At 71.8% G+C, this 26,817-nt stretch carries 25 protein-coding genes and 1 pseudogene; 9 read left to right on the top strand and 17 right to left on the bottom strand.

Translation table 11 applies throughout. The annotated features are described in order from the left end of the window. Positions 1-55: 55 nt before the first annotated feature. Complete coding sequence (locus ACFYWM_RS30540; RefSeq protein WP_389920513.1) at positions 56-1,297, bottom strand: ice-binding family protein; 1,242 nt, start codon at positions 1,295-1,297, stop codon at positions 56-58. Between the two features lie 99 nt (positions 1,298-1,396). Here ACFYWM_RS30540 and ACFYWM_RS30535 point away from each other — a divergent pair, with 99 nt between their 5' ends. Continuing rightward, on the top strand, positions 1,397-1,660 hold the full coding sequence (locus ACFYWM_RS30535; RefSeq protein WP_389920510.1) for a hypothetical protein: 264 nt from the start codon (positions 1,397-1,399) through the stop codon (positions 1,658-1,660). Positions 1,661-1,756: 96 nt separating this feature from the next. Next, complete coding sequence (locus tag ACFYWM_RS30530) at positions 1,757-2,776, top strand: DUF3800 domain-containing protein (protein ID WP_389920507.1); 1,020 nt, start codon at positions 1,757-1,759, stop codon at positions 2,774-2,776. Between the two features lie 64 nt (positions 2,777-2,840). Here ACFYWM_RS30530 and ACFYWM_RS30525 read toward each other — a convergent pair whose 3' ends face one another. Then, positions 2,841-4,337 carry an aldehyde dehydrogenase family protein gene (locus tag ACFYWM_RS30525; RefSeq protein WP_389920505.1) on the bottom strand — a complete coding sequence of 499 codons (1,497 nt, stop codon included), beginning with the start codon at positions 4,335-4,337 and terminating at the stop codon, positions 2,841-2,843. A 276-nt stretch (positions 4,338-4,613) separates the two neighbouring features. On the opposite strand from ACFYWM_RS30525, the pseudogene ACFYWM_RS30520 reads away from it, so the two are divergent. After that, a pseudogene (locus ACFYWM_RS30520) lies at positions 4,614-4,811 on the top strand (pentapeptide repeat-containing protein); the annotation flags it as partial. Here the strand turns inward: ACFYWM_RS30520 and ACFYWM_RS30515 are convergent. From ACFYWM_RS30515 to ACFYWM_RS30480, 8 genes are all read right to left on the bottom strand, one after another. Then, entirely contained in the window at positions 4,744-5,181 is a 438-nt protein-coding gene (locus tag ACFYWM_RS30515) for a heme-binding protein (RefSeq protein ID WP_389920502.1), read from the bottom strand. The pseudogene ACFYWM_RS30520 and the gene ACFYWM_RS30515 sit on opposite strands and share 68 nt — an antisense overlap. An 85-nt stretch (positions 5,182-5,266) precedes the next feature. After that, entirely contained in the window at positions 5,267-5,710 is a 444-nt protein-coding gene (locus tag ACFYWM_RS30510) for an OsmC family peroxiredoxin (protein WP_389920499.1), read from the bottom strand. After that, complete coding sequence (locus ACFYWM_RS30505) at positions 5,673-6,158, bottom strand: glycerol dehydratase reactivase beta/small subunit family protein (RefSeq protein ID WP_389920497.1); 486 nt, start codon at positions 6,156-6,158, stop codon at positions 5,673-5,675. The genes ACFYWM_RS30510 and ACFYWM_RS30505 overlap by 38 nt, the downstream gene beginning before the upstream one ends. Before the next feature lie 43 nt (positions 6,159-6,201). Continuing rightward, positions 6,202-8,046 (bottom strand): diol dehydratase reactivase subunit alpha, encoded by a 1,845-nt coding sequence (locus tag ACFYWM_RS30500; RefSeq protein WP_389920494.1) that lies wholly within the window; start codon positions 8,044-8,046, stop codon positions 6,202-6,204. A gap of 27 nt (positions 8,047-8,073) precedes the next feature. Beyond that, the gene (locus tag ACFYWM_RS30495) at positions 8,074-8,757 is read right to left on the bottom strand and encodes a propanediol/glycerol family dehydratase medium subunit (RefSeq protein WP_389920492.1); all 684 of its coding nucleotides are present in this window, start codon (positions 8,755-8,757) and stop codon (positions 8,074-8,076) included. A gap of 61 nt (positions 8,758-8,818) precedes the next feature. After that, complete coding sequence (locus tag ACFYWM_RS30490) at positions 8,819-10,582, bottom strand: propanediol/glycerol family dehydratase large subunit (RefSeq protein ID WP_389920490.1); 1,764 nt, start codon at positions 10,580-10,582, stop codon at positions 8,819-8,821. A gap of 73 nt (positions 10,583-10,655) precedes the next feature. After that, positions 10,656-11,069: a diol dehydratase small subunit gene (locus ACFYWM_RS30485; protein ID WP_389920487.1), complete on the bottom strand. Its 414-nt coding sequence runs from the start codon at positions 11,067-11,069 to the stop codon at positions 10,656-10,658. A gap of 207 nt (positions 11,070-11,276) precedes the next feature. After that, a complete protein-coding gene (locus ACFYWM_RS30480) occupies positions 11,277-12,593 on the bottom strand; it encodes a transcriptional regulator (protein WP_389920485.1) in 1,317 nt (438 codons plus the stop codon). 401 nt (positions 12,594-12,994) lie between these two features. Between ACFYWM_RS30480 and ACFYWM_RS30475 the strand changes: the two genes are divergently transcribed. Continuing rightward, positions 12,995-13,603 (top strand): DUF779 domain-containing protein, encoded by a 609-nt coding sequence (locus tag ACFYWM_RS30475; protein ID WP_389920483.1) that lies wholly within the window; start codon positions 12,995-12,997, stop codon positions 13,601-13,603. A gap of 186 nt (positions 13,604-13,789) precedes the next feature. Here the strand turns inward: ACFYWM_RS30475 and ACFYWM_RS30470 are convergent, their stop codons facing one another. From ACFYWM_RS30470 to ACFYWM_RS30445, 6 genes are all read right to left on the bottom strand, one after another. After that, the gene (locus ACFYWM_RS30470; protein WP_389920480.1) at positions 13,790-14,599 is read right to left on the bottom strand and encodes a (2Fe-2S)-binding protein; all 810 of its coding nucleotides are present in this window, start codon (positions 14,597-14,599) and stop codon (positions 13,790-13,792) included. 274 nt (positions 14,600-14,873) lie between these two features. Further along, positions 14,874-16,238 (bottom strand): FtsX-like permease family protein, encoded by a 1,365-nt coding sequence (locus ACFYWM_RS30465; RefSeq protein ID WP_389920478.1) that lies wholly within the window; start codon positions 16,236-16,238, stop codon positions 14,874-14,876. Continuing rightward, a complete protein-coding gene (locus tag ACFYWM_RS30460; protein WP_389920475.1) occupies positions 16,235-16,897 on the bottom strand; it encodes an ABC transporter ATP-binding protein in 663 nt (220 codons plus the stop codon). Before ACFYWM_RS30460 ends, ACFYWM_RS30465 begins: the two co-directional genes overlap by 4 nt. Beyond that, positions 16,890-17,414 carry a PadR family transcriptional regulator gene (locus ACFYWM_RS30455; protein WP_389920472.1) on the bottom strand — a complete coding sequence of 175 codons (525 nt, stop codon included), beginning with the start codon at positions 17,412-17,414 and terminating at the stop codon, positions 16,890-16,892. The genes ACFYWM_RS30460 and ACFYWM_RS30455 overlap by 8 nt, the downstream gene beginning before the upstream one ends. 195 nt (positions 17,415-17,609) lie before the next feature. Then, a complete protein-coding gene (locus tag ACFYWM_RS30450; protein ID WP_389920469.1) occupies positions 17,610-18,191 on the bottom strand; it encodes a dihydrofolate reductase family protein in 582 nt (193 codons plus the stop codon). 64 nt (positions 18,192-18,255) lie between these two features. Then, positions 18,256-19,095, bottom strand: a complete 840-nt coding sequence (locus ACFYWM_RS30445) for a helix-turn-helix domain-containing protein (protein ID WP_389920467.1) — start codon at positions 19,093-19,095, stop codon at positions 18,256-18,258. 575 nt (positions 19,096-19,670) lie between these two features. On the opposite strand from ACFYWM_RS30445, the gene ACFYWM_RS30440 reads away from it, so the two are divergent. The 4 genes from ACFYWM_RS30440 (at position 19,671) to ACFYWM_RS30425 (ending at position 24,039) form a co-directional block, all read left to right on the top strand. Continuing rightward, on the top strand, positions 19,671-20,504 hold the full coding sequence (locus tag ACFYWM_RS30440; RefSeq protein ID WP_389920464.1) for a nitroreductase/quinone reductase family protein: 834 nt from the start codon (positions 19,671-19,673) through the stop codon (positions 20,502-20,504). A 240-nt stretch (positions 20,505-20,744) separates the two neighbouring features. After that, positions 20,745-22,424, top strand: a complete 1,680-nt coding sequence (locus ACFYWM_RS30435) for an FAD-dependent oxidoreductase (RefSeq protein ID WP_389920461.1) — start codon at positions 20,745-20,747, stop codon at positions 22,422-22,424. 228 nt (positions 22,425-22,652) lie between these two features. Then, positions 22,653-23,510 (top strand): alpha/beta fold hydrolase, encoded by an 858-nt coding sequence (locus ACFYWM_RS30430; RefSeq protein WP_389920460.1) that lies wholly within the window; start codon positions 22,653-22,655, stop codon positions 23,508-23,510. Between the two features lie 184 nt (positions 23,511-23,694). After that, entirely contained in the window at positions 23,695-24,039 is a 345-nt protein-coding gene (locus tag ACFYWM_RS30425; RefSeq protein ID WP_389920457.1) for a hypothetical protein, read from the top strand. 461 nt (positions 24,040-24,500) lie between these two features. Here ACFYWM_RS30425 and ACFYWM_RS30420 read toward each other — a convergent pair whose 3' ends face one another. Next, positions 24,501-26,027, bottom strand: coding sequence for an MDR family MFS transporter (locus ACFYWM_RS30420; protein WP_389920714.1), 1,527 nt, complete (start codon positions 26,025-26,027; stop codon positions 24,501-24,503). A 143-nt stretch (positions 26,028-26,170) separates the two neighbouring features. Between ACFYWM_RS30420 and ACFYWM_RS30415 the strand changes: the two genes are divergently transcribed. Continuing rightward, positions 26,171-26,785 (top strand): TetR/AcrR family transcriptional regulator, encoded by a 615-nt coding sequence (locus tag ACFYWM_RS30415; protein ID WP_389920454.1) that lies wholly within the window; start codon positions 26,171-26,173, stop codon positions 26,783-26,785. The last annotated feature ends 32 nt before the right edge of the window (positions 26,786-26,817 follow it).

The raw sequence follows: 26,817 nt of genomic DNA, 5'->3' as shown, positions 1-26,817 counted from the left end.
CGGCGCGGCCTCCGGATTTCCCCGCCGGTACGGGCCGAGGGCGCCGGGCGCCCGGTCACACGCTTCGGCCGAACACGATCCGGGTGCGGACCTTGTTCCCGGAGGCCGGGCTCCCGGCCCCCGCGAGGGCCTGACTCCCGGCCTGGCTTCCGCCCTGACTCCCGGCCTGGCTACCGGCCTGGCCGGAGGCGGGACTCCTGGTCTCGTTGTCCACCCGTATCCTGATCCGGCCCACCTCGCTCGTCGGCGTGCACGGGCAGCCGAGGCCGACGCGCTGGATCAGCAGCGGCGTGTTGCTCGGATCGAGCTGGGCCGTCCCCTGGTAGTAGGCGACGACGCGGTACACCCCCGGGGGAAGGGGCGAGGTCGTCAGGGTCGCGACACCGTTGACGAGCTGGGCCGTCCCGAGGGTCGCCCCGTCGGTGGCGAAGACGACATTGCCCGTGGGGACGCTCCCGTCCGACGCCGTCACCGTCGCGGTGAAGGAGATCGGGGCGCCGTCGCTCCCCCCGGCGCACGTCGAGGTCAGCCCGGTCGCGGTGGTGGCGATCGCGCAGTCCGGGGGCGCGGGCGCGGCGACCGCGTTGGTGTCGAGGCGGACGGCCCCGTGGGTGGTGGCCAGGAGGCGGCCGTCCACGCTCGCGCCGTTGGACAGCTCGATGGTGTCGATCGCCAGGACGTTCCCGGCGAGGGTCGAACCGGCTCCCAGGTTGACCAGTCCGCCGACCTGCCAGAAGACGTTGCGCGCCGCGGCGCCGTTGACGAGGGCCACCGTACTGGCGGGTGAGGTGTCGAGCGTGTCGGACTGGAGGACGAAGACCGCGTTGGGGCCGCCGAGCCCGTCGAGCGTCAGCGTTCCGGTCACCAGGAAGGCGCCGGTCGTGGAGTCGTAGACCCCGGGCGTGAGGGTGGTCCCGCCGAGCTGCGCCGCCACGGTGGCGTCGGGGGTCCGTCCGGCGGCGTCGTTGTAGGCGGCGGTCGCGTCGGTCTGCGCCTGCTCGGCGACGGCGTCGGTCAGGTGGGTGGTCCCGGTGACGACGCCGGGCGGGAAGCCGCCGAACGCCACGCCCGGCCACACACCGGCGTCCCCGGTGATCACGGTGGCGCCGACACTGCCGAGGGCGTCCCAGGCCAGGGCGGTGAAGTTCGCGGCGGTGCCCAGAGGCACCGGCGCCGCCGCGTTCGCGGCACGGGGCGCGGCGACGGCCCCCATCGTGATCAGTGTCGTGAGGATCCCGGCCAGCCCCGAGCGGAGCACCTTCCGCGCCGCCCCATGGGATCTATTGCCATATTTCATAATATAATTATTTTCTTTTGGTATTGTGCCAGCCGGACGCATTGATATGATGCGTCACAGCTTTCGACATTACCAATCAGCAGCACAATGCCCCGCCATATGAAATACCAGCAGATCCCGGCAAGACAATTCATCAATCACAAACAGTCGCCAAACAGGCGAAGCATGGCATTTATCGATAAAGGCGATAAATCAACCCTGCCTTGGCCCGACGACCCGGACACCGGAGGCGGCGGAGGTCAGCCCGTGCCGGTGGCCGTTGACACGGCCTCACCGGCCCACCCCGAGCTGGAGGCATCGGCGCAGCACGACGCGCCGCCGGAGGCACGGACCGAAAAATCCGTTGCGCGGCTATCAGGGTGACGTATCCTAAAGAATCGTCCATTAACCATGGAACCGGGCAGTGACCGATATCGCAGGGACATCATGCGGACACAACCCGTATCGGCCGATCAACCCGTGGAGATCAGCTGCGACGAGTCCGGCTCGGAGGGCGAGAAACTCATCGGCGGGAACACCGACGTTTTCACGCACGCCAGCGTGCGCATGGACGTCGAGTCGGCGGCGAGCTGCATCCGGGGAATACGCGACAGGGGCCCCTCCCCCGCCGTGGAGTACAAGGCGAACGTCCTGCTCCGCGAGAAGAACCGGCGCGCCCTCACGTGGCTGCTCGGGCCGTCGGGACCGATATACGGGAAGGCCCACGTGCACCTGACCGACAAGACGTTCGTCGTCGTCGGGAAACTCGCCGGGCTGCTGGCCGGAGAGACCGCTCCGGCTCCAGGCCCGGAGCGGGACCGGCAGGTCACCGCCATGGCCGCCACCCTGTACCGCGAGGGCCGGCGCGCGTTCGGGCACGAGCGGTGGCAGGCCTTCCTGGAGGCGTTCAACGACCTGATGCGCGCCGGCAACGGCCGGGGCCCGGGGACGTCCGCCGAGGCGTTCTTCGGCATGGTCGACGACCTGTGCCTCATCGGCGCGGGGAGCGAGGTCGGCGAGATCATGGGACTGCTCCATCGGGCCAGGCCTCGCGTGGACTCCTTCCTGACGCGTCTCCTCGACGACCCTCGGATGATCCCGGCACTGGACCCCCTGATCCCGGCCATCGTCCGGGCCGTCGTGCACTGGGGTGAGGGCACGAGGCCCGTCTCGATCGTTCACGACCGGCAGACCGCGCTGACGGAGGAGCGCGTCGCGCGGATCAGGGAGATGCTGGGCGAGGCGCGGCCCGGCGGGCTCCCCTGGCCGTCAGGGGGCCTGCTGGCCGGGCTGAGGTTCGTCGCCTCGCACGAGGACCCGCGGATCCAGGTCGCCGACCTGCTCGCCGGGGCGGCGAGGAAGATAGCGTCGGACGAGCTCAACGGCCGGGGCGACGCGGAGCTCACCGCCCTGCTGCGGCCGTACGTGGACGCGTTCTCGATCTGGGGGGACGACCGGAGCTGGTCCCTGCTGGAGTCGGTGTCCGGCACCCGGCCGTGAACACCCGGACCCGCGCCCGCTCACCTGTCGCGGGGCGCGGGCACGGGTCCGGTGCGTGATGCGGTCAGGTCTGCAGCTGGGTGCAGACGGACTTCACCTCGGTGTAGGCGTCGAGGGCCTGGTGGCCCATCTCGCGGCCCCAGCCCGACTGCTTGTAGCCGCCGAAAGGCAGGGCCGCGTCGAAGACGTTGTAGCAGTTGATCCAGACGGTGCCCGCGCGGATCTTGCCGGCGAGGGCGTGCGCCTTGGAGATGTCGCGGGTCCAGATGCCGGCCCCCAGCCCGTAGTCGGTGGCGTTGGCCTCCGCGGCGATCTCGTCCAGGTCGGAGAACGGTGAGGCGACCACCACCGGCCCGAAGATCTCCTCGCGGACGACCTTCATCTCCGGGCGTACTTGGGTGAGCACGGTGGGCTGGACGAAGTAGCCCCGCTCCCCGTGCCGGCCGCCTCCGGCCAGGGTCTGGACGCCCTCCTCGCGCCCCGAGTCCAGGTAGCCGGTCACCCGGCGCAGCTGCTCGTCGGAGACCAGCGGCCCCATCTGCGTGTCGGGCTCCATGCCCGGACCGAGCCTGATGCCCCGGGCGATCTCGGCGACGCCCTCGACCACCTGGTCGAAGCGGTCGCGCTGGACGAACAGCCGGGATCCGGCCACGCAGCACTGGCCGTGGTTGAAGAAGATCGCGTTCGCCGCGCCCTGGATGGCGATGTCGGGGTCGGCGTCGTCGAAGACGATGTTGGGACTCTTGCCGCCGAGCTCCAGGGTGACCTTCTTCAGGTTGCCCGCGGCGGCGTGCACGATCAGCTTGCCGACCTCGGTGGAGCCGGTGAAGGCGATCTTGTCCACGCCGTCGTGCGCGGCGAGCGCCGCACCGGCGGTCTCGCCGTACCCGGGCAGGACGTTGACCACGCCGTCGGGCATCCCGGCCTCGGCGATCAGCTCCGCCAGCCGCAGGGCGGACAGCGGGGTCTGCTCGGCGGGCTTGAGGATCACGACGTTCCCGGTCGCGAGCGCGGGCCCGAGCTTCCAGGCCGCCATCAGCAGCGGGAAGTTCCACGGGATGATCTGGCCGACCACGCCGACCGGCTCGCGCAGGGTGTAGGCGTGGAACGCGGCGCCCGGCATGTACGGCACCGACAGCGCGATCGTGTTGCCCTCGATCTTGGTCGCCCAGCCCGCCATGTAGTGGAACAGGTCGGCCGCCAGCGGGACGTCCGCGGCGCGCGCCACGGCCACCGGCTTGCCGTTGTCCAGCGATTCGAGCTGGGCCAGCTCCTCGGCGTGCTCCAGGATCAGGTCACCGATCCTCCAGATGATCCGGCCTCGCTCGGAGGCGGTCATCCGTGACCACGGTCCCTGCTCGAAGGCCTTGCGAGCGGCGCGTACCGCCCGGTCGACGTCCTCGGCATCGGCTTCGGCGACGTTCGCCAGGGTCTGTCCGGTAGCGGGGTTGGGGGTCGCGAAGGTCCTGCCGGACGCCGCGTCCACCCACTGTCCGTCGATGAACAACTTGTGGGGGGTGGTGATGAAGTCCTCGACGCTCTTTTCCAGGGTCACCGTCATCAGCGTCGGCTCCCTTCCTGTTCAGAGACGCTGTGCCGGACCGCGCACCCGCCCGCACCGCGGAACCGTCCGGGGTGCGTGGATGCTCGGCCCGATGAACAATTCCTCCCAATCAGACTACGGACGAAGTGAGAGCACAAGGACCCTCCTCTCGCGCCCGGTCCGAGTCCCCGCCTCTCTCCCGGCCCGGGGGCTTCTCGCGGAGCGGGGCACCGGAGGGCGCGGTTCAAGGGGACTCCACCCCGGGAGGCGTGGCTCCGGACGGCCCGGTTCCAGGAAGCCCGGCTCCGGAAGACCCTGCTCCAGGAAGCCCCGCTCCGGAAGACCCTGCTCCAGGAAGCCCGGCTCCGGAAGGCCCTGCTCCAGGAAGCCCCGCTCCGGAAGACCCGGTTCCGGACGGCCCGGCTCAGGGATGCTCGGCTTCGGGAAGGCGTAGGGCCTGGAAGGCGTCCGCCCCGGCCCGGGCGACCGTGACGTCCTGTTCCACGGTCCCCCCGCTCACTCCGACCGCTCCGACGACCGCGCCGTCCGTCCCGGCCAGCGGGATGCCGCCGCCGAAGATCACCAACCCTCCGTTGGTCACCTCGATGCCGCGAAGGGGGCCGTCGGGCGCGGCCTCCCTCGCCAGCTGCTCGGTGGGCATCGCCGTCAGCACCGCGGTGCGGGCCTTGCGCGCGGCGAGGTCGACACCGGCGAGGATCGCGCCGTCCTGGCGCGCGAACGCCAGAAGGTGCCCGCCGCCGTCGACCACGGCGACGTTCATGGGCCAGCTGATCTCGTCCGCCTTCCGCAGCGCCGCGTCCAGCATGTGGCGAGCGCCGACGAGTCCGATTCGTACGGACATATTCTCTCCTTTCTCTCACCGACAAGCCTCTGAACAGCGAGTTTCTGGCCGGGAAGTCCCTGGCAGGCCGGGGTGTGACGGTCTCCTAGGCGGGCACCTGCTCCAGCTCGGCGTCCAGGGTGATCACCGTGCCGCCGAGGGCCACGGAGACGGGACAGGTCTCCTTGGCCCTCTCCGCCGCCCGCTGGAAGCCTTCCGCGTCGGCGCCCGGGACGGCGGCCAGCACGACCACCCGGATCTCGGTGATCAGATAGGCCTCACCCCGCAGGTTCTGGGACACCGTCACCGTGGTGTCGATCCGTTCCGGGGGCGTACCGTCCGCGGTGAGCAGCGCCGACAGCTGCATGCTGTAGCAGGCGGAGTGCGCCGCGGCGACCAGCTCCTCCGGGCTGGTCCGGCCGTTCGCCGCACCGGCCCGGGAGGGCAGCGAGAACGCGAACGCGCCCGCTCCCGAGGAGACGAGCGTCACCGTTCCCGATCCGGTGGTCAGGTCACCGGTCCATCGGGTCGTGGCGATGCGATCGGGCATAAGGGTCCTCCTGCCGCTCGAACTGCTTGAAGGGGACGCCGGCGACCAGCCGGGCCGCGTTGTGCCCCAGGACGCGGGCGTCCGAGGCGGTGCCCGCCATCGCGGGCGCGTCCGGCGGGAGTTTGGCGTGGTGCACGCAGATGTTCCCCGCGGCGTCCACGCCTACCCCGACACCGAGACCGGACGCCCGAGCCGCGGCGAAGGCCAGCTCTCGCGCGCCACCCCCCGCCACATCCCCGCAGCCGTCCCCGACCCGGTCGCCTTTGACCCAGCCGTCCCCGACCCAGCCGTCCCCGACCCAGCCGTCCCCGATCCGGTGGTCCTCGACCCGGTACGGCACCCCCTCCTCCTCCATACCGGCCCCGATCTCACGCAGGCGGTGCCGGTCTCCCGGCGCCGGATGGTGGAACACCAGCACGGCGGGCCGGTACCGCCACCGATCCTTCACCACGACCTCCCTTCCGTACGCCCCCGTACGCCCCCGTACGCCGTCAGCCGCCCACCGCGGCCCCGGCCGCCCGTGCCGACGCGTAGCCGATGACCAGGCCGGTGGCCACCGCGTTGCGCGGGCCCTCGCGACCGCGCACGTTGCCGGTGCCGCTCACGATCCCGAACTCCGCGACGGCCTCCGCGATCATGTCGGGGATCTCGAAGTCCAGCGCGGAACCGCCGAGGACCACCACGAAGCCGATCCGCCGGAGGTCGCCGCCCGGGGCCACCTGCTCCAGCGCGCGGAGCGCGTTGACCACGAAGACCCGGTGCTTGGCCGACCTGCGTACCTGCCGGATCCTCTCCACGCTGTGCCGGGTGGGGATCGGGTTCATCGTGCCGCCGGTGAGCGTGACGACGCGGGCGAAGGTGTCGGCGGGCAGGGGGCTGTCGAAGAAGCGGACGGTGCCGTCCTCCATCCGGACGTGGAAGAAGCTCTCCGTCTTCGCCAGCGGGAACTTCTTGATCTCTTCCGCGAGTTCCCGGTTCTCCAGCCCGAGTTCGGAGTCGATCAGGTTGGTGACCAGGTCGCCCGCACCGGCCAGGTGCACCGAGCGCGTCTCGCCGTCGCCGGTGTCCATCGCCGCGTCGGTGGACCCGCCGCCGAGGTCGAGGATCGCCACCGGCCGGCCCGCGCCCGGAGTGGTGAGCGCGCCCAGCAGCGCCATGTCGGCCTCGACCCCGCCGATCAGCACCTCGGTGCCGAGTGCCGTCCGCAACCGCGCGGCCAGCAGTTCCATCGGCCCCCTGCTGGTACGCACCATCGCGGCCAGCGCGACCGCGTTCTCCAGCGCGAACTCCCCCGCCAGCCCGCCGGTGACCCGCTGCGGAACGAAGGTGTCCACGGCTAGCACGTCCTGGACGCGTACGGCGTCGGCGGGCGTCGCGGTCAGGTCGGACATGGTGTCGCGGACGCGGGCGAGCATCCCGCCGACGTTCGTGCCGGGCTCGCCGGTGGCGTCGGCCAGGGGGCGCACCCGCCGCAGCGTCGCCATGATCTCCTCGGCCCCGGCGTCCATCCCGACCGACAGCCCGACCCTCTCGCCGATCAGGGTGAGCGTGCCGGCCGGGATCCTGCGGCCGGTGACGTCCCCGGCCGGGGTGCGCACCACGACGGCCGAGCGGTTGCCCACCAGCGCCCGCGCCACGGGCGCGATCATGCGGGTCTGCTCGGGATCGAGCTCGAAGACCGTGGCGATCCCGTAGGAGTTGGACAGGATCCTGATGGTACGGCCCGGTTCGGCGACCTCGACGGCGGCCGGCATGCCCAGCGGCACCCTGTCCACCAGCGTGACCTCGTCGACCACCGGCACCGGCTCGCCCAGCCGGTTGGCGATGAGGTTGGCGTCGTCGGCGTGGACGACCACGCCGGTGACCCGGACCCCGCGCGCGACGGCCGCGTTGATCCCCCCGGCGGCGTCCTCGAAGTCGACGCCCGCGCCGACCACGCAGATCACCGCGCTCCCGGTGGCGCATCGCGGCAGGTCGGGGAAGGCCACGGTGGTGCCGGCGCCCAGCCCGACGCCGCCGGGCGTCTCCGGGTTGTGCCCGATCATCGTGGACTCCGTGATGATCGTCTCGGTGATGGTCTCCATCGCGAGCCCGCTGATCACCGGCGTCGCCTCGTTCACCAGCACCGCCCGGAGCCCGGCCGGATCGCATCCGGCCCCGGCCAGCGCACGGCGTACGACCTCGACGACACCCGGGACGTTCTCCGTGGTGCCCTTCACGCCCGATGTCCTGCCCAGCGCCGCGGAGAGATGCTCGACCCGCCCGTCCCCGCCGACGCGCGTGGCGCACGCCTCCGTGGTCGAGTTGCCGATGTCCACCCCCACCACCAGGGACACGATTCCTCCCTCCGGCCTTCCCGCGGCTCAGCCGGTACCGGCCACGCGGATCAGCACGTCGAGTTCCACGGGTTCCGCGCCCTCCCGTACGAACTCGGTCTCCTTGATGTGCAGCAGCGCGGCCTTGGCCTGCCAGCGCGGGCGGGCCATGTGGTCGTTGCGCGAGGGCACGGGTTCCGGCGACTCGCCCTTGGCGTAGCGGGCCGCGTTGCCGCCGACCCTGCGGAAGGTCTCCGGGTCCATCAGCGGCGCCTGGGGGAACAGCTCCAGGTTCGACAGGCGGAGCAGGTCCCTCTGGTGGATCATGGTGGTACCACGCGAGAGGACGCCGACGCCGATCCCCGACCCGGACAGCCTGGCCGCGGTGTGGGCGATGACCGCGAGGTCGGTGCTGCCGAGGAACCGGACGACCCGGGCGTGCACCCCCTGCTCCTCCACCCCCGCCAGCAGTTCGCGAAGTACCTCGACGTGCGGGACGCCGACGATGGTCCTGGAGAAGAAGGCCCCGAAGGCCGGGGAGACGCCGATGACCACCTCGTCGGGACGGCGCCCCGGCCGCGCCACGCCCTTCTCCCCCAGGCGCAGCGTGCGCACGGTGGCCGTACCCTCTCCGGGGCGCGGCGCGCGCTCGCCGGCCGCGTTCCCGGCGGGACCCTCCGCGGGGTCCGCGGGGCTTTCCACCGCGCCGCCCGCCGCCGTGCTGTCGGCCATCACGCCTCTCCTCTCCCTGCTCACGAACCGCCTGACGGCCACCGGCCGCCCGGCGGAGGGGTCAGCCGACCTCCTCCTCCGGGTTGCGGGCGCTGACGACGTGCCGCAGTCGTTTCATCTCCTCCCACCGCGCGCCGTCCGGGCGGTACCCGCTGCCCGGACCCGCGTAGTCGTTGGGGTCGTTGACGGCCGAGAGCGTCGTCAGCTCCGGGGTCAGGATCGCCGAGGTCTGCAGGAGGTCGCCGGAGACCCGCTGCCTCAGCACGCCCAGCAGCGCCTCGGCCACGTCGGGGAAGCCTCCTGCCTCCAGTCCCTTCACAATGTCGAGCCCGGTGACGCCTCGGTCCATCACCGACCGCGCCGACTTCAGGTCCTCCAGCACGTCTCTCGGCGGCAGTTCGCGGCTGCCGTGGGAGTAGACGGCCGCCTCGACCTCCCTGTCGGTGATCGGCGCCAGATCGAGGTGGGCGAACACGCCCTGCAGCGCACGCGCGGCCCCGCGCCGGGCGGCGAGGATCTCCGCCTCGGGGACGTGCCGGAGGGCGCCGTCCACCTGCAGGTCCCGCTGGATGGTGTTCCAGTCGTCGTAGTCCTCGGGGTCGAGGTTGGAACCGGCGAACATGTTGTCGTAATTCGGTACGGCGGAGTAGCCCGAGCAGACGAAGTCGGTGCCGGACAGCAGCTGCGGCATCAGCCGCGCGGTGCGGCGCATGTCGGAGTGCGAGAAGGACTGGTCGTTGCCGGAGGCGCACTCCAGGTCGACGGTGCTGGCGACGAGGTTCTCGGCCAGCACGGCGCGGATTCCCGCCGGGACCGCGCCGGGCACGCCGATGCAGCTGATCGAGCCGTTCTGCAGGCCCTGGACCCCGGCCCCCTTGGCGACGAGGACGCAGCGGATCTCCAGGTACAGCATCGACCTGCTCTCGGCGTGGCCCATCTGCACCTCGGAGCCGGTGCCGGAGGTGAACCGCATCTTGATCCCGCGGGAGGCGTAGGCGGAGGCGAGGAACGCCTTCGACCACGGGGTGTCGTCGCCGTCGCAGAAGACCCGCTCGGTGCCGTACACCGAGATCGTCTCCGCGTAGGCGGTGATGCCGCGCATGCCCAGTTCGAGTTCCGTGGCCTCCTCCAGCGCGCACTGCGTGAGCACGCCGGGCCTGCCCGCCTGCGCGCCGACCTGCAGCGCGATGGCCACCAGCGGGGCGTAGCGCACCACGCCGAGGGTGGTCTCCAGCTCGCGGAACCCGCGCAGCGCGCCCTCCGCGGCGTCCGCGGCCACCTGGACCGGATTGTCCCGCGCGCTCGTGGAGTGCCCCTGGTTGGCGGGGGTACGCCGCGCCCGCATCTTCTGCAGCGCCATCATCATCTCGACCACGTTCATGGTCTTGACGACCTCCAGCAGCTTGGCCGGGGTCAGGCCGGAGGAGACCGCCAGCACCTCGCCGCGCGACACCTTCGGGTCCACCAGCAGGTGCGCGATCTCGGCGGGCGCGAGGGCCATCGCCCGCTCGGCCGCCGAGGCGTCGATCGCGTGGTCGGCGATGAACTGGTCGAGGAAGTCGAAGTCCTTCCTCTCCCTGCCGTCCATCTCCACGACGGTCCCGTTCTCCACGCGCACGCTCGGGCGCGGGTCGTACGGGCTGTCCATCGCGACCATGCCGACCTCGGGCCACTCCTCCACGAAGCCGTCGAGGTTGACCGGGCGGTTCTCCAGGATCTCCGTACGCCTGGACCGCCGGGGAGCCGGTGCCCGGCCGCCCGCCTCACCTGTCTGCCCGTCTGCCTGCCCGTTCACCTGCCCGCCTGCCGCGTTCCTGGTGCTCATCCCCGGTCCCACCTTCCTGCGGCCCCGTCCCACCTGCTCGGCACGCTCAGCCCACTCGGCACGCTCGGCACGCTCAGCACGCGAGGATGCCCCGGCGCTCGTACACGTCGGCGGCCTCCCTGATCAGCCGCGCGCACAGCAGGGCGGCGTGGTCGCGTTCCAACTCCTCTGCGATCTCGGTCAGCCGCTGTTTCGTGGAGGCGCGCGGCCGCAGCGCGTTGTAGATCTCCAGCACCTTCTCGTCCGGCAGCGCGGTCAGCTCGGCGGCCCGCCGGAAGTTCTGCCCGAGCTGCGGCCTTCCGGACGACTCCGCGATCTCCGCCTGCAGCCGCAACGTCCCGGGCGCGATGCGGAGGTCCTCGGCCACCACCTCACCGGCCAGGACGGCCTCCATGGTGATCTCGTCGAGGCGCTTGCCGGTCGGCGTCCTGAGCAGCTCCGGGCGGTGGGACGCCAGCGGGTAGTCACGCCGCGGATCCAGTCTCACCGGGGTCGTCCTCGCGGAGGTCATCGGATCGCACCCGCCCTCTCCTCACGAGCCCCTCGGACCCGTACCGCCGGAGCCGTCACCGCCTCGGGACGAACAGGTGAACGTCCATCACGATGTCGCACACTAGATGGAACACTCTCAAGCGTCAGGCCCTCATTACGCAGCGTCCACTATTCAGCCAAATTTCCTGACAAAAGGGTCAAATCACTCGTTCTCGGCATCCTCGGCGAGCAGCCAGGCGAGCCTGGCCTCGGCGATCGGACGTCGCGGGTCGCGCGCGGGCAACTCCTCCGTGAGGCGTTCGAACACCTCAAGGTCGTCACGGCCGGGATCCCCCTGCGCGAACGTCCACAGCGCGTCGAGGTCGCGATGGCCGAGTACGGCCGATCGCAGTGCCACGACCAGGTGGTGGCGCTCGGCCAGGATGCCGGGCGCCTCGGAACCGGCGAGCAGCGGCGCCGCGCAGGCCGCCGCCGCGCCCCGTACGTCACCCGAGCCCAGCGCGGCCCGCGCGGTGAGGAAGTCGGCCTCGACCTCGGCCCGCAGCCGGTACGGCCTGGCCTGCATGACGGAGCCGCCGAGCCGTTCCCTGAGCCGGTGGATCTCGGCGCGTACCGTCACCGGGTTGCCGTCGTCGCCGTAGAGGTGAAGCGCCAGCTGCTCGGCGGTCAGCCCGGCGGGGTGCAGGGCGAGCAGGGCGAGCAGCTCGGCCCAGCGCAGGGTGAGCGGCAGATCGCGGCCGTCCAGCACCGCCACCGGCCGGTCCCTCAGGAACGACAGCGACAGCCCGGGCTGGCGCGCCGGTGTCCGGGCCGAGCGGGGAACGCGCAGCAGGTATCCCTCGGACAGTCGCTCGACCAGGGCCTCGCGGCCGTCGTCGAGCAGGACCCGGTCCACCCCCGGCCGGATCCGCAGACGCTCGGGCCACGGGCCGTACGGCTCGGCCGCGATGATCCGCCCCGTGGAGGTGAGCAGCGCGCCCGGCTCGCCGCGCAGCCCGGCCAGGTGCGGCATGTTCCTGGCCCGCAGCCGCTCGTCCCGCAGCTCCATCCGCTCGCGCAACCGGCCCTCCGCGAGCCGGGCGGCGGCGGTGACCAGGCGGCCCACCGCGGGGTGCAGCACGTGGAACAGGCCGCTGACGTCGATCACGCCGAGCGTCGCCCCGGTGTCCGGGTCATGGATGGGCGCGGCCGCGCAGGTCCAGACGTCGTAGGCGGGCCCGAGCTGATCGGCGGAGCAGAGTTCCGCCGGGGCGTCGATCTCCAGGACGGTGCTTATCGCGTTGATCCCGACGGCGGCGTCGGCCCAGCGGGTCCCCTCGCACATCCCGACGGAGTCCGCGCGCAGGCAAAGATCGTCCGGTCCCTCCCGCCACAGGATGACGCCCTTCGCGTCGGTGGCGACCATGACGTGCCGCGACTCGTCGGCGATGCCGACCAGCAACTCGCGCAACAGCGGGACCACGGGTCGCAGCGGGTGGGCCGAGCGCACGTCGGCCACCTCACCGGGTTCGTACACCACCGGTGGCCGGTGTTCGCCCGGACCCGCGCACGTGGCCGTCGGGCGCCGCGAGGAGCCGGAGATCGCCAGGTGAGGCCACGTCGGCGGCCTCCCGTTACGAAGCGTGGCATCGCGCAGCCACCGCGGCGCCGGGAACCGCCCCGCGGAACCCGGGGACGGGTTCGAGATCATCGCGGCTTCGGCGTTCTCGGCTCTCATGGGCGCTCCACGGCCACTTCGGCGGGGCACACCGAAGCGCCGTCACGGTGAGTGACATGACGTACCGTCGCGCGCCGCGCGACCTCCCGCGCGGATGCGGGCGACCGACCGCGCCCCCCGGTCGCCGCCTCGTGCAACGATGCTGCAACGTCAGCCCCTGCACATTACGACATAACGGTTATTTAGTTATACAGGGGATAAAAATGGCAAAGCGTGGGAGCGTCGCGGTCGTTCCAGGCCACGTCCCATCCTTCGACCGCGTCCGGTCGTTCTTCGACCGCGTCCAGGCGCCGAACGGGACCGCCGACAGGATCGAGCGTCTTCGGCGGTGCCCTCCGCGTCCCCACGCCAGGCGCGTCGACCTCACCGACGCGGCGGCCGACCTGCTCCGGCGCCTCCACGAGCGGTACGGGCGGCTGATGTTCCACCAGCCGAGGGGGTGTCCCGACGGCAGCGCCCCGATGTGCTACCGGGCGACGGACTTCCGCCCCGGCGACGCCGACGTCCATCTCGGCGATCTCACGGTGGACGGCATCGGCGAACCGATCCCGGTGTGGATGCCGGCGTCGCATTTCGAGTACTGGAAGCACACCCACATCACCATCGACGCGGTACCCGGGCGGGGTCGGGGACTCTCCCTGGAAACCGGCGAGGGCGTGCGCTTCCTGATCCGCTCCCGGCTGCTCAGCGACAGGGAACTGGGCGAGCTCGACGGCGGGCGGCCGGTCCCGGCTCTTTCCGGGGAAGCGTCGGACCACCGCAAGGCGGGGACCCCGTGGAAGCGCGGCCGGACCGGCCTGGACCGAGCCTGAGACGCCACACCGGCCCGCACGCGCGACCGCCGGGTCCGCGAGATCCGGCGAGAGCCCCAGCCCCCTGGCCCGGAAGGCCTTCAAGGCTTGCGGTACGCCTTTGAAGCCTGCGGTACGCCTTGAAGGCTTGCAGTACCTCTTGAAGGCTTGCGGTGCCCGGAAGGAGAGGACCCGGGAGCGGCACGGTCATCGGCCGGATTCCCGCGCGGCGCGCGCCCCCCGCTCGCGACGGATCCCGGGATCGACCAGAACGCAGTCGCCGCACATGCCGCCGCCGGGCAGGCGGTAGAACAGGCAGCAACTGCGGCGGGCGAAGGAGGGGCGGCCGGGAGCGGGTTCGGCCAGCTCGCCCGTGCCGCGCAGCAGGCCCGTGTCCAGCAGTTCGCGGCCCAGCGCCACGGCCTTGACCGCGAGTCCGGGGCGGTGGCGGCCCAGTTCGAGGAGGGTGCCGACCAGGGCGGAGGCCGCGTTGCCCCACAGCAGGCCGGGGGCCGTCGGCACGATCCGCCGGACCGTCCCGGCGAGGGGCTCCAGCAACCCGGTCACCACGGTGCGGTACAGCGGACCGGCGATCCGCGCGGGGTCGCGGACCTCCCACCCCTCCGGACGGGCGGCCCGCAGCGGCAGCGGGCCACCGGCCGTGGCCATCCAGTACACGTGGCGGGGATCCAGGTCGACGAGCAGGTCATGGGCGACCGCGGCGCCGAGGGACGGCGACCAGAGACGGGCGGCCAGGCCCTGGAAGAGGATGGACGCGGCCACCCGGGTCTCCTCGGTGCCGAGCCGGCCGGCCATGTCCGCGATCCGGGCCTCCAGGGTGCCGGGGTCGGTGAGCAGGCCGGTGAGCGGTTGCCAGCCGGGCTCGCGGGGAACCGGCCCGAGGTCCAGCCCGAAGTAACCCCCGATCGCGGAGACGTCCGCGACCGCCACGGCGACCGCGGCCGGAGAGACAGACGATCCCGGTGCCCCGGGCCTGACGGGCGGCACGACGATCACGTCCTCTCCGCAGGAACCCTCGAGAACCCGGTACGGCTCGCGACCCCGAACACGAGGCCCCGGACGCGTGGGCCCCAACACCGGGCCCCCGAACACCAGGCCCCCACCACAAGAGCACGGAACACAAGAGCACGGAACACGAGAGTCCAGGACTCGTAGCCCCGGAACTCATGAGCACATAACTCGTGAACCCGCGCCCCATGCCCCCGAGAAGAGACCCCGAAAAGCCCGGGGAGGGTCACCTTCACCCCATACTCACACACCCCGCTCCCCCTCACTCGTCCCGGAGCCCCTCCGGCCGCAGCGTACGGCGCAGGATCGGCCGGGCCGCCCGCGCCACCAGCGTCGCGGCCAGCACCCCGATCCCCACCATGAGCACCGCCCGGACACCGGCGACGGCGAGCGCCCCCGGCACCTCGCGGTAGACGTCCCACAACGTCGAGACGACCACCCCCACCCCCGCGACGGCGGCCACGACGCACACCGGCAGCGCCGCGATGAGCGCCTGCCGGGTGAGGACCCGGCCCAGCGCGGGACCGGGTGCCCCGGAGGCGGCCAGGGCCGCGAACGAGTGCCGGTGATCCAGCAGGCTCTCCGCCTGGTGCACCACGAGGGCCGCGGCCGAGGTGACCAGCGCGACCAGCAGGGCGAGGTCCACGAGCAGATAGGTCACGGCCTGGGAGGGATCGAGGCCGTACCGGACGATGTGGGGCCCCTGCTGGGCGCCGACCCCGGCGCCGAAGAACACGGTCAGCCCCACCACCGACAGCGCGCGGGCCCATCCCCGGGGGTCGGCCTGGACCATCCGGGCGGCCAGCAGGGTCTCCGCCGTCCCTGTGCGCTCACCGACCCGCCGGGCGATCACCCTGACCAGCCACGCGGCGCCGAGGACGAGGCCGAACAGCAGGAGAACCATGCCGGCTGTCACGGCCAGCGCCCCCACGTACGGCCCGCCGGGGAACCTCCCCAGGCCGGCGAACCCTGCGGCGAGCAGCCCCACCCCCACCGCCACCAGCGCCAGGTCGAGCGCCCGGGGCCCGGCCGGGGGCGTCCGCCGGACCACACCCAGCGGGGAGGTCACCACGTGCCGTCCCGCCATCAGCCCGGACAGCGTCCCGGCGAGCGACACCGCGACGAGGATCGCCAGGATCCGCGCCGGCGGGACCAGGGGCACCGGGCCCTCCAGCACCCCCGCCAGCGCCAGGTTCGCCACCAGGTACAGCGCGACGCCGCACACCCCGCCCAGCAGCGCCCGCCACCCGCTCTCGTACGCCCCCAGCAGGCGCACCTCGCGCGGCGTGGCCCCGGCCAGCCGGAGCGCGGCCAGCCGCCGCTCCCGCGTCGCGGTGGCCAGGCGGCTCACCTGGTGGACGAAGGCCAGCACGGGCACGACCAGCAGGGCCAGCGTCAGCGCGGTGATCAGCCGTGCGTCCCGGCCGGAGAAGAAGCCCAGATACTCGATCCGCGTCTGGACGCGGAAGCCCTCGGGGTGGATCGAGAAGCCGAGCCCGAACGCCAGCAGGTTCGCCGCCACGCACAGCAGGAAGGTCGCGAGCCCCGCCCCCACGGCCGTCAGGCGACCTCGTACCCGCTCGCGCCGCGATCCGCCCCTGGCGAGCATCCGCGTCACGGTGATCACACGGTCACCTCGGCGAGCCTGCCGTCGCACAGCGCGATCTCCCGGTCGGCGTAGGCGGCCACCCGGTTGTCGTGGGTGACGATCACCAGTGTGGTGCCGTCCGCGCGTGCCGTGCCGACGAGTTCGTCCATCACCCGTTCCCCGGCCAGCGAGTCGAGCGCGCCGGTCGGCTCGTCGGCGAGGACCACCTTCGGGCCGGTGACCAGCGCGCGGGCCACGGCGACCCGCTGCAGCTGGCCGCCGGACAGCTCGCCGGGCCGCCGGGCCGCGCAGTCGGCCACACCCAGCCCCTCCAGCCGGGACCGGGCGGCCAGCAACGACTCCCGGCGCCCGTGCCGGTCGAACAGCAGCGGCAGCGCCACGTTCTCCTCGGCGGTCAGCTCGGGGACCAGCCTGCCCGACTGGAAGACGACGCCGAAGCTCTGCCTGCGCAACCTCGTGCGATCGGCGTCGTCGAGGGCGTCGACGCGCCGCCCGTCGAAGCGGACCTCCCCCGACTCGGGACGGATGATTCCGGCCAGGCAGTGCAACAGCGTCGACTTTCCGGAACCGCTCGGGCCGGTGATCGCGACGATCTCCCCGTCGCCGATCTCCACGGACACACCGTCCAGCGCGACGGTCCTGGCGAAGGTCTTGCGCAGCGCACGTGCCTCAAGCATCGATCTCCTCCTTAAGATCCGCGAGTCGTGCCATCGCCGTCTCGATCCAGCGCAGGTCGGCGTCGAGGTGCTGGAGCGCGTAGTCGGCGGCGAGCGCCTGCGCGGGGGACCCCGAGGCCCGCTCCGCGGTGAGCTCGCGCATCCGCGCCAGATGGGCGGCGCGCTGCCTGGCCAGATAGCCGTCGGCGGCGGCCCCGGCGACGATCGCCACCACCACGCGCGAGACGAGCGCGCTGGAGACGTGCGGCGCGGGCGTCTCCACCTGTTCCAGCCACCGGGCCAGCTCGGCGAGCCCTTCTCCGGTGATCGCGTACACCGTGCGCTCGGGACCGCCCTCCCGCACGGTCTCCGCCACCTCGGCGAACCCGTCCCGCTGCAGGCGCTGCAACGTCGCGTAGACCTGTCCGTACGCGAGCGGCCTGGCCCCCGGCAGGCGCCGGTCATGCTCGCGCTTGAGCTCGTACCCGTGCTTGGGCCGCTCGGCGAGCAGCCCGAGCATGACGTGTCCGGTAGACATGATCGCGACTATACATTCGATGCATACATCAGGTGAATAGCCGAACGCCGATCACCTGACCGCCGTGGGCCGCATCGGATCCGGTACGAGGTCCGGCCCCCTCAGGATGACGTCGTCGTCCAGGGCGGCGAGCTCGGAGGCCCGATCCTGTGTCACCGTTCGCGGTGGACTTCTTCGCGTACCCCCTCAGATCGGTCAACGGCGCACCCGATAGCGCAGGTGAAGCACCCGGTTGCCCTGGATCACCACGTCAGGATCCTCCAACAGGTGCTGCGCGTCGACCGACCCGAAGTAGCGCTTGCCGGACCCGAACACCACGGGTACGACGTCCATGCGCACCTCGTCGACCAGGCCCGCGGCAAGCGCCTGGCCACCGACGTCGCCGGCGGCGACCTCGACCAGGCGGTCACCCGCGAGCTCCCGCGCCTTGGCCACGGCCGCCTCGACGCCGTCGACGAAGTGAAACGGCGCCTCGGGGTCCCAGCCCTCGGGCATCGGCCGGTGCGTCACGACGACCACGTGGTCGATCCCGCTCGGAGGTTTCCCGTCCCAGCCGTCCGTCATGTCGAAGACGTGGCGGCCGGCGATCGTCACCCCGATCTGGTCCCAGTACGGCCGGGTGTGGTCGTAGGACGCCTGCGACACCTTCAGCTCGCCGCTCTCGTCCAACGGGACGTCACCGCTGGTCAACCAGTCGAACAGCGGTCCGGGCCGGTCGTTCTCGTCCGCGATGAAGCCGTCCACCGACACCGAGCTGTACATGACGACCTTGCCCACGGGGCTCTCCTCTGCTTCGGGGCCCCCAAGTTAGCGTGTCGCGAGCTGTCGCTCTTGTAAGAAATCAATCGGCCGGCAGCGGCCAGCCATCGAACACGTGACCGGGATGTTCGCGCAGGAACCGCCGCCGGACCTCGACGTACCGGGTCGGCGTGAGCCCGGTGAACGCCCGGAACTCGTGGCCGAAGTGGGCCTGGTCGAAGTAGCCCGCGCCACCGGCGAGGTCTCCCCAGTCGATCGGTCCGGCGGGGTCGATCGCGAACACGGTGGCGGCGAAGCGGTAGGTACGGGCCAGCCGCTTCGGCGTGACGCCGATGAGCTCCTTGAACCTCTGCGCCAGATGCGTGCCGCTGACACCGGCCGCCACGCTCAGGTCGCCGATCGCCACCGCCCCGCCGGTCGCCGCGATGACGCTGCTCGTGTGGCGGACCAGCCCCAGGCCGGCGGTCTCGCACAGCCGTCGCATCAGCTCCTCCTCGAGCAGCGTCAGCATCTCGTACGGCCCGGCCGCCGTGGCCAGCCGGTCCCGCAGCTCGGCGACGGCGGACCGGCCCCAGACCTGCTCCACCGTCACCGGCCGGTCACACAGCTCGGCAGCGGGCATCGGCAGGAACGGCGCCAGCCCCCACGGCTTGACGTGCGCGCCGACCGACCGGGTCCCCGGCGGATAGCCGAACTCGAAGGCGCGGGTGGGCATGGTGACCACGCAGCCGTCGGCGTACTCGGCCGTCTCGATGTCGGTGCCGGCGCGGATGCGGAACGGCGCCCCGAGGTTCACGATGAGCAGGGCCGACGGACTCGGCGGCAGCGTCAGCCTGGCGTACGGCGGCGCGCCCTCCAGGTAGTAAAGGTCGTCGATCAGCCCGTCCAGCGGCGGTCGCGGCACTCTGGACACGTACTCCACGCCCACAGTATCGCCGACGCCCCGCCGGCATCGAGCGCCAGGACGGTCCAGCCACGCCGCCGCCGAACGGGCGAGCGTCCGGCGTTACGCGACGTTGCCTTGTCGCGTTCGTGGCATTACGGTTGACCACGTGACTGCCGGGTCGGCCTTTGGCCAACAGCGAGTAGGGCACCCGGCCGAGGCGTGAGCCCCGGGCGGGCCAGAGGCCCACCCTTTTCCTTCCTTCCGCGCGTTGAGCGCGACGTTTCCCGCGGCCCCCATGCCGCGTCCCGCGTGTTCTCCGCGTTCCACGCGTTCCACGTCGTCGCCACGCTCCGCGTGACACCCACGCGACACCGACGCGACACCCGTGCGCCTCACGGTGCCGGTCGTCGTCGGCCTTCGCGATCTCGCGCCACCCACGAACCTGCCCCGGCGGTGCACCGCCGGTCCGGCCGGTCATCCGGCGCGCCTTCCTCCCTCACCGCACCACGGCCGCGACCGCCCCGTGGTGATGTCGTCATGCCCGCCAGGCGGTCCTTCGTCATGCCCGCGAACAGCCCGCGGGACCATCGATCCTGGAGAAGAAACAGAGAATGCCGATCGATTTCAACCAGCAGATCATCGAGGAGTTCCGTGCCAACGGCGGAAAGATCGGCGGCCCCTTCGAGGGGGCCCGGCTGCTCCTGCTGACCACCGTCGGAGCGCGGTCCGGCGCCCCGCACACCACCCCGCTCGGCTACCTTCCCGACGGCGGCGAGCGGGTCCTGGTCATCGCCTCTGCCGGTGGCGCGCCGAACCACCCCGCCTGGTTCCACAACCTGGTGGCCAATCCCCTCGTCACGGTCGAGGACGGCATCTTCACCTACGAGGCGCGGGCCGTCGTCCTGGAGGGCGCCGAACGCGACCGGCTCTTCGCCCGCGCGGCCGAGGCCGACCCCGGGTGGGCCGACTACCAGGCCAAGACGACGCGCGTCCTCCCGGTGGTCGCCCTCCAGCACGGGGGCGGACCGCCGAAGGCGTCGTCGGCCGGTGAGGCGCTCAAGCTGGTCCACGACATGTTCCGGCGGGAGCTCGCCCTGATCCGCGCGGAGGTCACCGCCTCGGGTCCCGGGCTGGGCGCCCAGCTGCGGGTGAACTGCCTCACCCTCTGCCAGGGGCTGCACAACCACCACACCGGTGAGGACATCGCGCTGTTCCCGTTCCTCGCCGGGCGCCATCCCGAGCTCGCCCCGACGCTGGAGCGGCTGAGCCGGGAGCACGAGAAGATCGCGGCCCTCGTCGAGGAGCTGCGGGAGGTCCTCTCCACCGGGTCCACCGAGGGCACGGACTCCCGGCCGCTGCTCCCCGAGGTCGAACGGCTCACGGACGAGCTCGAAAGGCACCTGGCCTACGAGGAGGAGCAGCTGATCCCGGTCCTCGGCACGTGACACCCCGCGCCCCCGCCGCCCGCGTACCGGTGACCGCCGCCGGTACGCGGGTACCCGCCGAAGGAACCGGCCCGCACGGGCGTTCGGCCGGGCAACCTCCCCGGCTCCCGCCCGCCCGTACCGAACCCGGCGGTGCGGGTAAGGGCGGCGCCAGCACACGGCGTTTTGCTGATTCAGCAAGTAATTTTGCCAACTTGCGTGGGGAGGACCGACTATCTCCGGTGAACGGAGGAATCACACATGAACGAACGAGCGGAACGAACAGTGACCACGACTTCCCCGGACGGGGAACGGCGCTATGAGGTGGTGGTCGTCGGCGGTGGCGCCGCCGGGCTGAGCGGGGCGCTGACCCTGGCACGGGCGCGGCGCTCGGTGCTGGTGATCGACGCGGGCCGGCCGCGCAACGCTCCGGCGGCCCACATCCACTCCTACCTGGCGCGCGACGGCGTGCCCCCCTTGGAGCTGCTGGCCGCGGGACGCGCGGAGGTAACCGGCTACGGCGGCGAGATCGTGCGGGGCGACGTCGTGACGGCCGAGCGCCTGGAGACCGGGGGCTTCCGCGTCACGCTCGGGGACGGGGCCTCGGTCACGGCGGACCGGCTGCTGGTGACCACCGGCCTGGTCGACGAGCTGCCCCAGGTGGCGGGGCTCGCGGAACGGTGGGGGCTCGACGTCCTGCACTGCCCGTACTGCCACGGCTGGGAGGTGCGCGACCGGGCGATCGGCATCCTGGCGACCGGACCGCTGGCGGTCCACCAGGCCCTGCTGTGGCGGCAGTGGAGCGAGGACGTGACGCTCTTCACGCACACCGCGTCCGAGTTCGGCGCCGAGGAGTACGAGCAACTGGCCGCTCGCGACATCACCGTGGTGAACGGGCGGGTGACGGCGCTGGAGTCGACGGACGACGGGCTCACCGGCGTACGCCTGGACGACGGCCGGCTGGTCCCCCGCCAGGCCCTCACGGTGACCCCGCGCTTCACCGCCCGCTCCGGCCTCCTCACCGGCCTGGGCCTTGAGACGACCGACCAGGAGATGGGCGGGTACGTGATCGGCAGTTATGTCGCCTCCGACCCGACCGGGGCGACGGCGGTGCCCGGGGTGTGGGTGGCCGGGAACGTCACCGTACTGACCGAGCAGCTCATCGGCGCCGCCGCCGCGGGCGTGCGCGCCGGTGCGGCGATCAACGCCGACCTGATCGCCGAGGAGACCCGCCGGGCCGTCGCCGCCCGCCGCGAGTCCGATCGGCATGAGCACGCGCACACGCACGCGAGGGAGGACACCCACGTGAAGGACGAGGCCGTCTCCGACGAGGAGTACTGGGACCTTCGCTACCGCGAGAGCGACCAGATCTGGAGCGGGAACCCCAACGTCATCCTGGTCCGCGAGGTCACCGGCATGGAGCCGGGCACCGCCCTGGACCTGGGATGCGGCGAGGGGGCCGACGCGATCTGGCTCGCGCGGCGGGGATGGCGCGTCACCGCCACCGACATCTCCGGCGTCGCCCTGGAGCGCGCCGCCCGGCACGCCGCCTCGGCGGACGTCGCCGACCGCGTCGACTGGCAGCGGCACGACCTGGGGGCCTCCTTCCCCGAGGGCCTCTTCGATCTCGTCTCCGCCCATTTCCTGCACTCCCTCACCGACATGCCGCGGGAGAAGATCCTGCGGACCGCCGCCTCTGCGGTCGCGCCCGGCGGGACACTCCTCGTCGTCGGGCACGCGGGGTTCCCCGCCTGGGAGCAAAACCCCCATCCCGACGTGCACCTCCCCACGCCGGAGGAGGTCCTCGAAGCCCTTGAGCTCCCGGACGGGGAGTGGGAGGTGCTGCTCAGCGAGGAACACGACCGGATCCAGAACGACCCCGAAGGGAAGCCGACCACCCGCAGGGACAACGTCCTCAAGGTCCGGCGGCTGAGCTCCTGAGCCATTGAGCCGCTGAACGCCGGGTTCCGCACGGCGACGCGGGTGGGGACGGCCCCCCGGCGGGCCGGGCCCCACCCTCGGTGCGACCCGCGCCTGCCCGGTGTCCGAACCGGTGCCCCGGTCCCGCGTTTGCGGCGGTCGCCGCGGGTAGCCGGTCGGCACGTTCACACCATGGCGAACGCCGCGGGCCGATGCTCGCCGAGCCACACTCCAGGGGGTACCGAGGCGATGTTCGAAGGCTTCGAGGAGAAACTGATCGAGGGCGGGGAAGCGTCCATCTTCGTCCGCCACGGCGGGGACGGGCCGCCCGTGCTGTTGCTGCACGGCCATCCCCGCACCTCCGCGACCTGGCATCGCGTCGCTCCCCTGCTGGTCGAGCGCGGCTTCACGGTCGTCTGTCCCGACCTGCGGGGATACGGTCGCTCGCGCGGCCCGGCACCCACCGCCGACCACTCCGGACACTCCAAGCGCGCCGTCGCGAACGACATGGTGGAGGTGATGCGCTCCCTGGGGCACACCCGGTTCGCCCTGGCCGGACACGACCGGGGAGGCGCCGTGGCGTTCCGCCTCGCCCTGGACCACGACGCGGTGTCCCGCGTGGCGTTCGTCGACTGCCTGCCCGTCAGCGAGCACCTGTCCCGCATCACCGCGAAGTTCGCGACCCAGTGGTGGCACTGGTTCTTCTTCGCCCAGCCCGACATCCCCGAACGCGTCATCAACGCCGACCCCGACAGCTGGTACCGCGGCGACCCGCGAAGCATGGGCCAGGAGAACTACGACGAGTTCCGCGAGGCCACCAGGAATCCCGACGTGGTACGGGCCATGCTGGAGGACTACCGGGCCGGCCTCACCGTCGACCTGCGCGACGAGGAGGCCGACCGGGCGGCCGGCGTACGGCTGCGGTGCCCCGCGCTGGCCCTGTGGTCCCTGCGCGACGACCTCGAGGATCTGTACGGTGACCCGCTGAGGATCTGGCGGACCTGGTCCGACGACCTACGTGGCCATGGGATCGACTCCGGCCACCACGTGGCCGAAGAGGCCCCGGACGCTCTCGCCAAGGCCCTGGGCGACTTCTTCGGAGACTGACCCGAGCGACTGACCCGAGTGGGTGGTTCAAGCGGTTCCCCCGGGGCCGCCGCCGTCATGACCTGCGGGCCGGACTCCTCGCACGACCGTTCCCTTACGCCGTAAGTCAAAATAACGCTTGAAAAATCAACTAAATCAAGGGAGGATCTTCGCGTCAACTGATCCACATTGATGGAGATGTTCAGTGCGCAAAACAACGGCAATCGGTTCCGCCCTGCTCACCGCCACGACTCTCGTGCTCGGACTCGGCACCACCGCGTCGGCGGCTTCCGCCACCTCGGCGAGTTCGTCCGACCCCGTGGGCCTCTACTTCTTCGACGCGGCACGGAACGTGGTCGCCCACTACCCGACCCCGCCCGCCGGGTGCACCCCGGTGCCCGCGACCGCGACCCTCCACGCCGCCTGGGACGCCGGGTTCTCGAGGTTCCAGTTCTACGGTACGGCGGACTGCACCGGGTCTTTCACGACCCTGGACACCCTTCGCAGCTACTCCGCCGGGCGGTTCAAGTCCTTCGTCCCCATCCCCTAGGGGAAAATCGCTGAAGATCCCGTTTCGATCCCGGACCGACGGACGCCCACCCGCTGTCAAGTGGCGAGCGTCCGCGACAACCGGAGACCGGCGGTACGGGCGAGGCCGCGGTGAACCAGAGGCGGAGGTTCACCGCGGCCTCGCGCGTTACCCGGCCGGACACCGTTCCCGAAGGCGCCCGGACAACACGGGCGGCCGACGCCGAGCAGCGGGCGGGGGCACGCGAGAGGAAGGCACCCGGACGGAGGGTGCGCGGGAGGAAGGTGCGCGGGCGGAGGATGGCCCGGCCGCCGAGTGACCGGAGCGCATCCTGGGGCGCACGCGGGCGCCTCAGGTGGAATCGGACCGGGAAACGACGGGGATGACGGCGCGGATCGAGAGGAACACGGAGTTCTTCACCGGCCACGGGAGGCCGCCGTGATCGCGGCACCGTCCCGCGCCCGGGGCCCGCGGGCCCCGGGTCAGTCGACCAGGGAGTCGCTCACCCGCGTGTCCGGCAGGTCCAGGCTGTCACGGAGCCGGGTCGGCTTGAGGAAGAGCGCGGCGACGACACCCACCGCGGCGATCCCGGCGGAGACCAGGAAGATGTGTCCGGTGGCGTCACCGTACGCCGCGCGCACGACGGTCCTCGCGGCCTCGGGCAGCGCTTGGAGGTTGAGGGTGCTGCCCCCCGAGCCGGACGGCCGGATGCCCGCCTTCGCGAAGCCCTCGGCGATGCCGGTGGCGACCCTGTTGGCCAGGATCGCGCCCAGGACCGAGACCCCGATCGTGCCGCCCAGCGAGCGGAAGAAGGTGATGGCGCCGCTGGCGGCGCCCAGCTCCCGCAGCGGGACGACGTTCTGGATGACCAGCACCAGGTTCTGCATGGACATGCCGACGCCGATGCCGACCAGCAGCATCGCGGCCGACACGAACACCAGCGAGGTCTCGTGGTCGATCACGGACAGGCCGAGGAACCCGACGGTGAGCACCACGGCACCCGCCACGATGTACGGCTTGACCTTGCCGCTCCTGGACACGAGCGTCCCGGAGACCGTCGAGGACAGCAGCACGCCGAGCATCAGCGGGATGGTGAGCAGGCCCGCCTCGGTGGGGCCGTACCCGCGGCCGATCTGGAAGTACTGGCCCAGGAAGACCGATCCGCCGAACATCGCCATGCCGACCGCGAGGCTGGCCAGGATGGCCAGGGCGGGGTCACGCCTGCGGACGATGTGCAGCGGCACGACCGGCTCCTTGACCCGCGACTCCACCAGTACGGCGGCGGCGAGGATGAGGACCCCGCCACCGACCATGGCGGCGGTCTGCCAGGAGATCCAGTCGAAGGAGTTGCCGACGAAGGTGATCCAGATGAGCAGGACGCTCACACCCGCGGCGATCAGCGTGGCGCCCGCGTAGTCGACCTTGGCCTCCGGCCGCCGGACCGTGACCACGTGGAGCGTCTTGTGCAGCAGCGCGAAGGCGACGACCGTGAACGGCACGGCGATGAAGAAGCACCAGCGCCAGCCCAGCCACGAGGTGTCGGCGATCAGGCCGCCGAGGAGCGGGCCCGCCACGGTGGCCACGGCCATCACGGCGCCGAGGTAGCCGTTGTAGCGTCCCCGTTCCTTGGGGCTGATCATCGCGGCGATGATGACCTGCACCAGGACCTGCAAGGCTCCCATGCCGAGGCCCTGGATGGCGCGGAAGGCGATGAGCTGGCCGGTGTTCTGCGCGAATCCGCAGGCCAGCGAGCTCAGCATGAAGATGACGATGGATATCTGGATGAGCACTTTCTTGCTGAACAGGTCGGCCAGCTTGCCCCAGACCGGGGTGGACGCGGTCGCGGCGAGCAGCGACGCGGTGACCACCCAGGTGTACTGGGACTGGGTGCCGTCGAGCGCGCCGATGATCTGCGGCAGCGCCACCGACACGATCGTGGCACTGATCATCGCCACGAACAGCGCGAGGAGCAGACCACTCAGTGCTTCAAGGATCTCGCGATGGGTCATCGGTTCAGCGCCGGGTGGCGCGACCGCTTGTGTGCTCACGCACAGCCTCCAATACGGATATTCAGAACAGACTGAGACAAGATACATGCCCACTGAGAAAGTTTGCGCACTGGGCATAGTTATCCGGGTAAGCTGTCCATGCCATGGAGATCACAGCGGGTTTGCGCGAGCGCAAGAAGGCCGAGACGCGGCTGGCGGTCCACGAGGCCGCCCTGCGGCTGACCACCGAGCACGGCCTGGAAAACGTCACCGTCGAGGCCATCGCCGACGCCGCCAACATCTCGCGGCGGACCTTCTCCAACTACTTCGACAGCAAGGAGGACGCCGTCCTCTACGGCGACGAGCAGCGCATCCGCCTCCTGGTCGAGCGGATCCGCACCCGCCCCGCGGAGGAATCGGCCTGGCGGGCACTGCACGGGTCCGTCATCGACTTCTACTGCGAGATGGGCGGGCCGGACAAGCAGTGGGCGGTCCGCGCCAAGCTCGCCAAGAGGCACCCCTCGCTCCTGGCCAGGCAGCTGGCCAACCACGCCAGCCTCGAACGCGAGCTCGCCCAGGTCATCGCCGACCGCGGCGACGGCGGCCCCGGCCCGCGACCCCAGGTGATGGCCGCGGCCTTCCTGGTCGCGCTACGCGTCGCCACGCACATATGGAGCGACGAGCACGAGTCCCGCCCGCTGAGCGAGATCATGGACGGCGTCCTCGACGAGATGGCCCGCCCCTTCGACGACGACCGGCCCGCCCGGCAGGACACCTGACACGCGTCACGCCGACACGGCCTCGGGCACAG

The sequence above is a fragment of the Streptosporangium sp. NPDC002721 genome (genome assembly GCF_042888905.1).
Taxonomy (GTDB): Bacteria; Actinomycetota; Actinomycetes; order Streptosporangiales; family Streptosporangiaceae; genus Streptosporangium.
The sequence above is the reverse complement of the archived record's forward strand: the minus strand, read 5'-3'. Positions and strand labels throughout refer to the sequence as shown.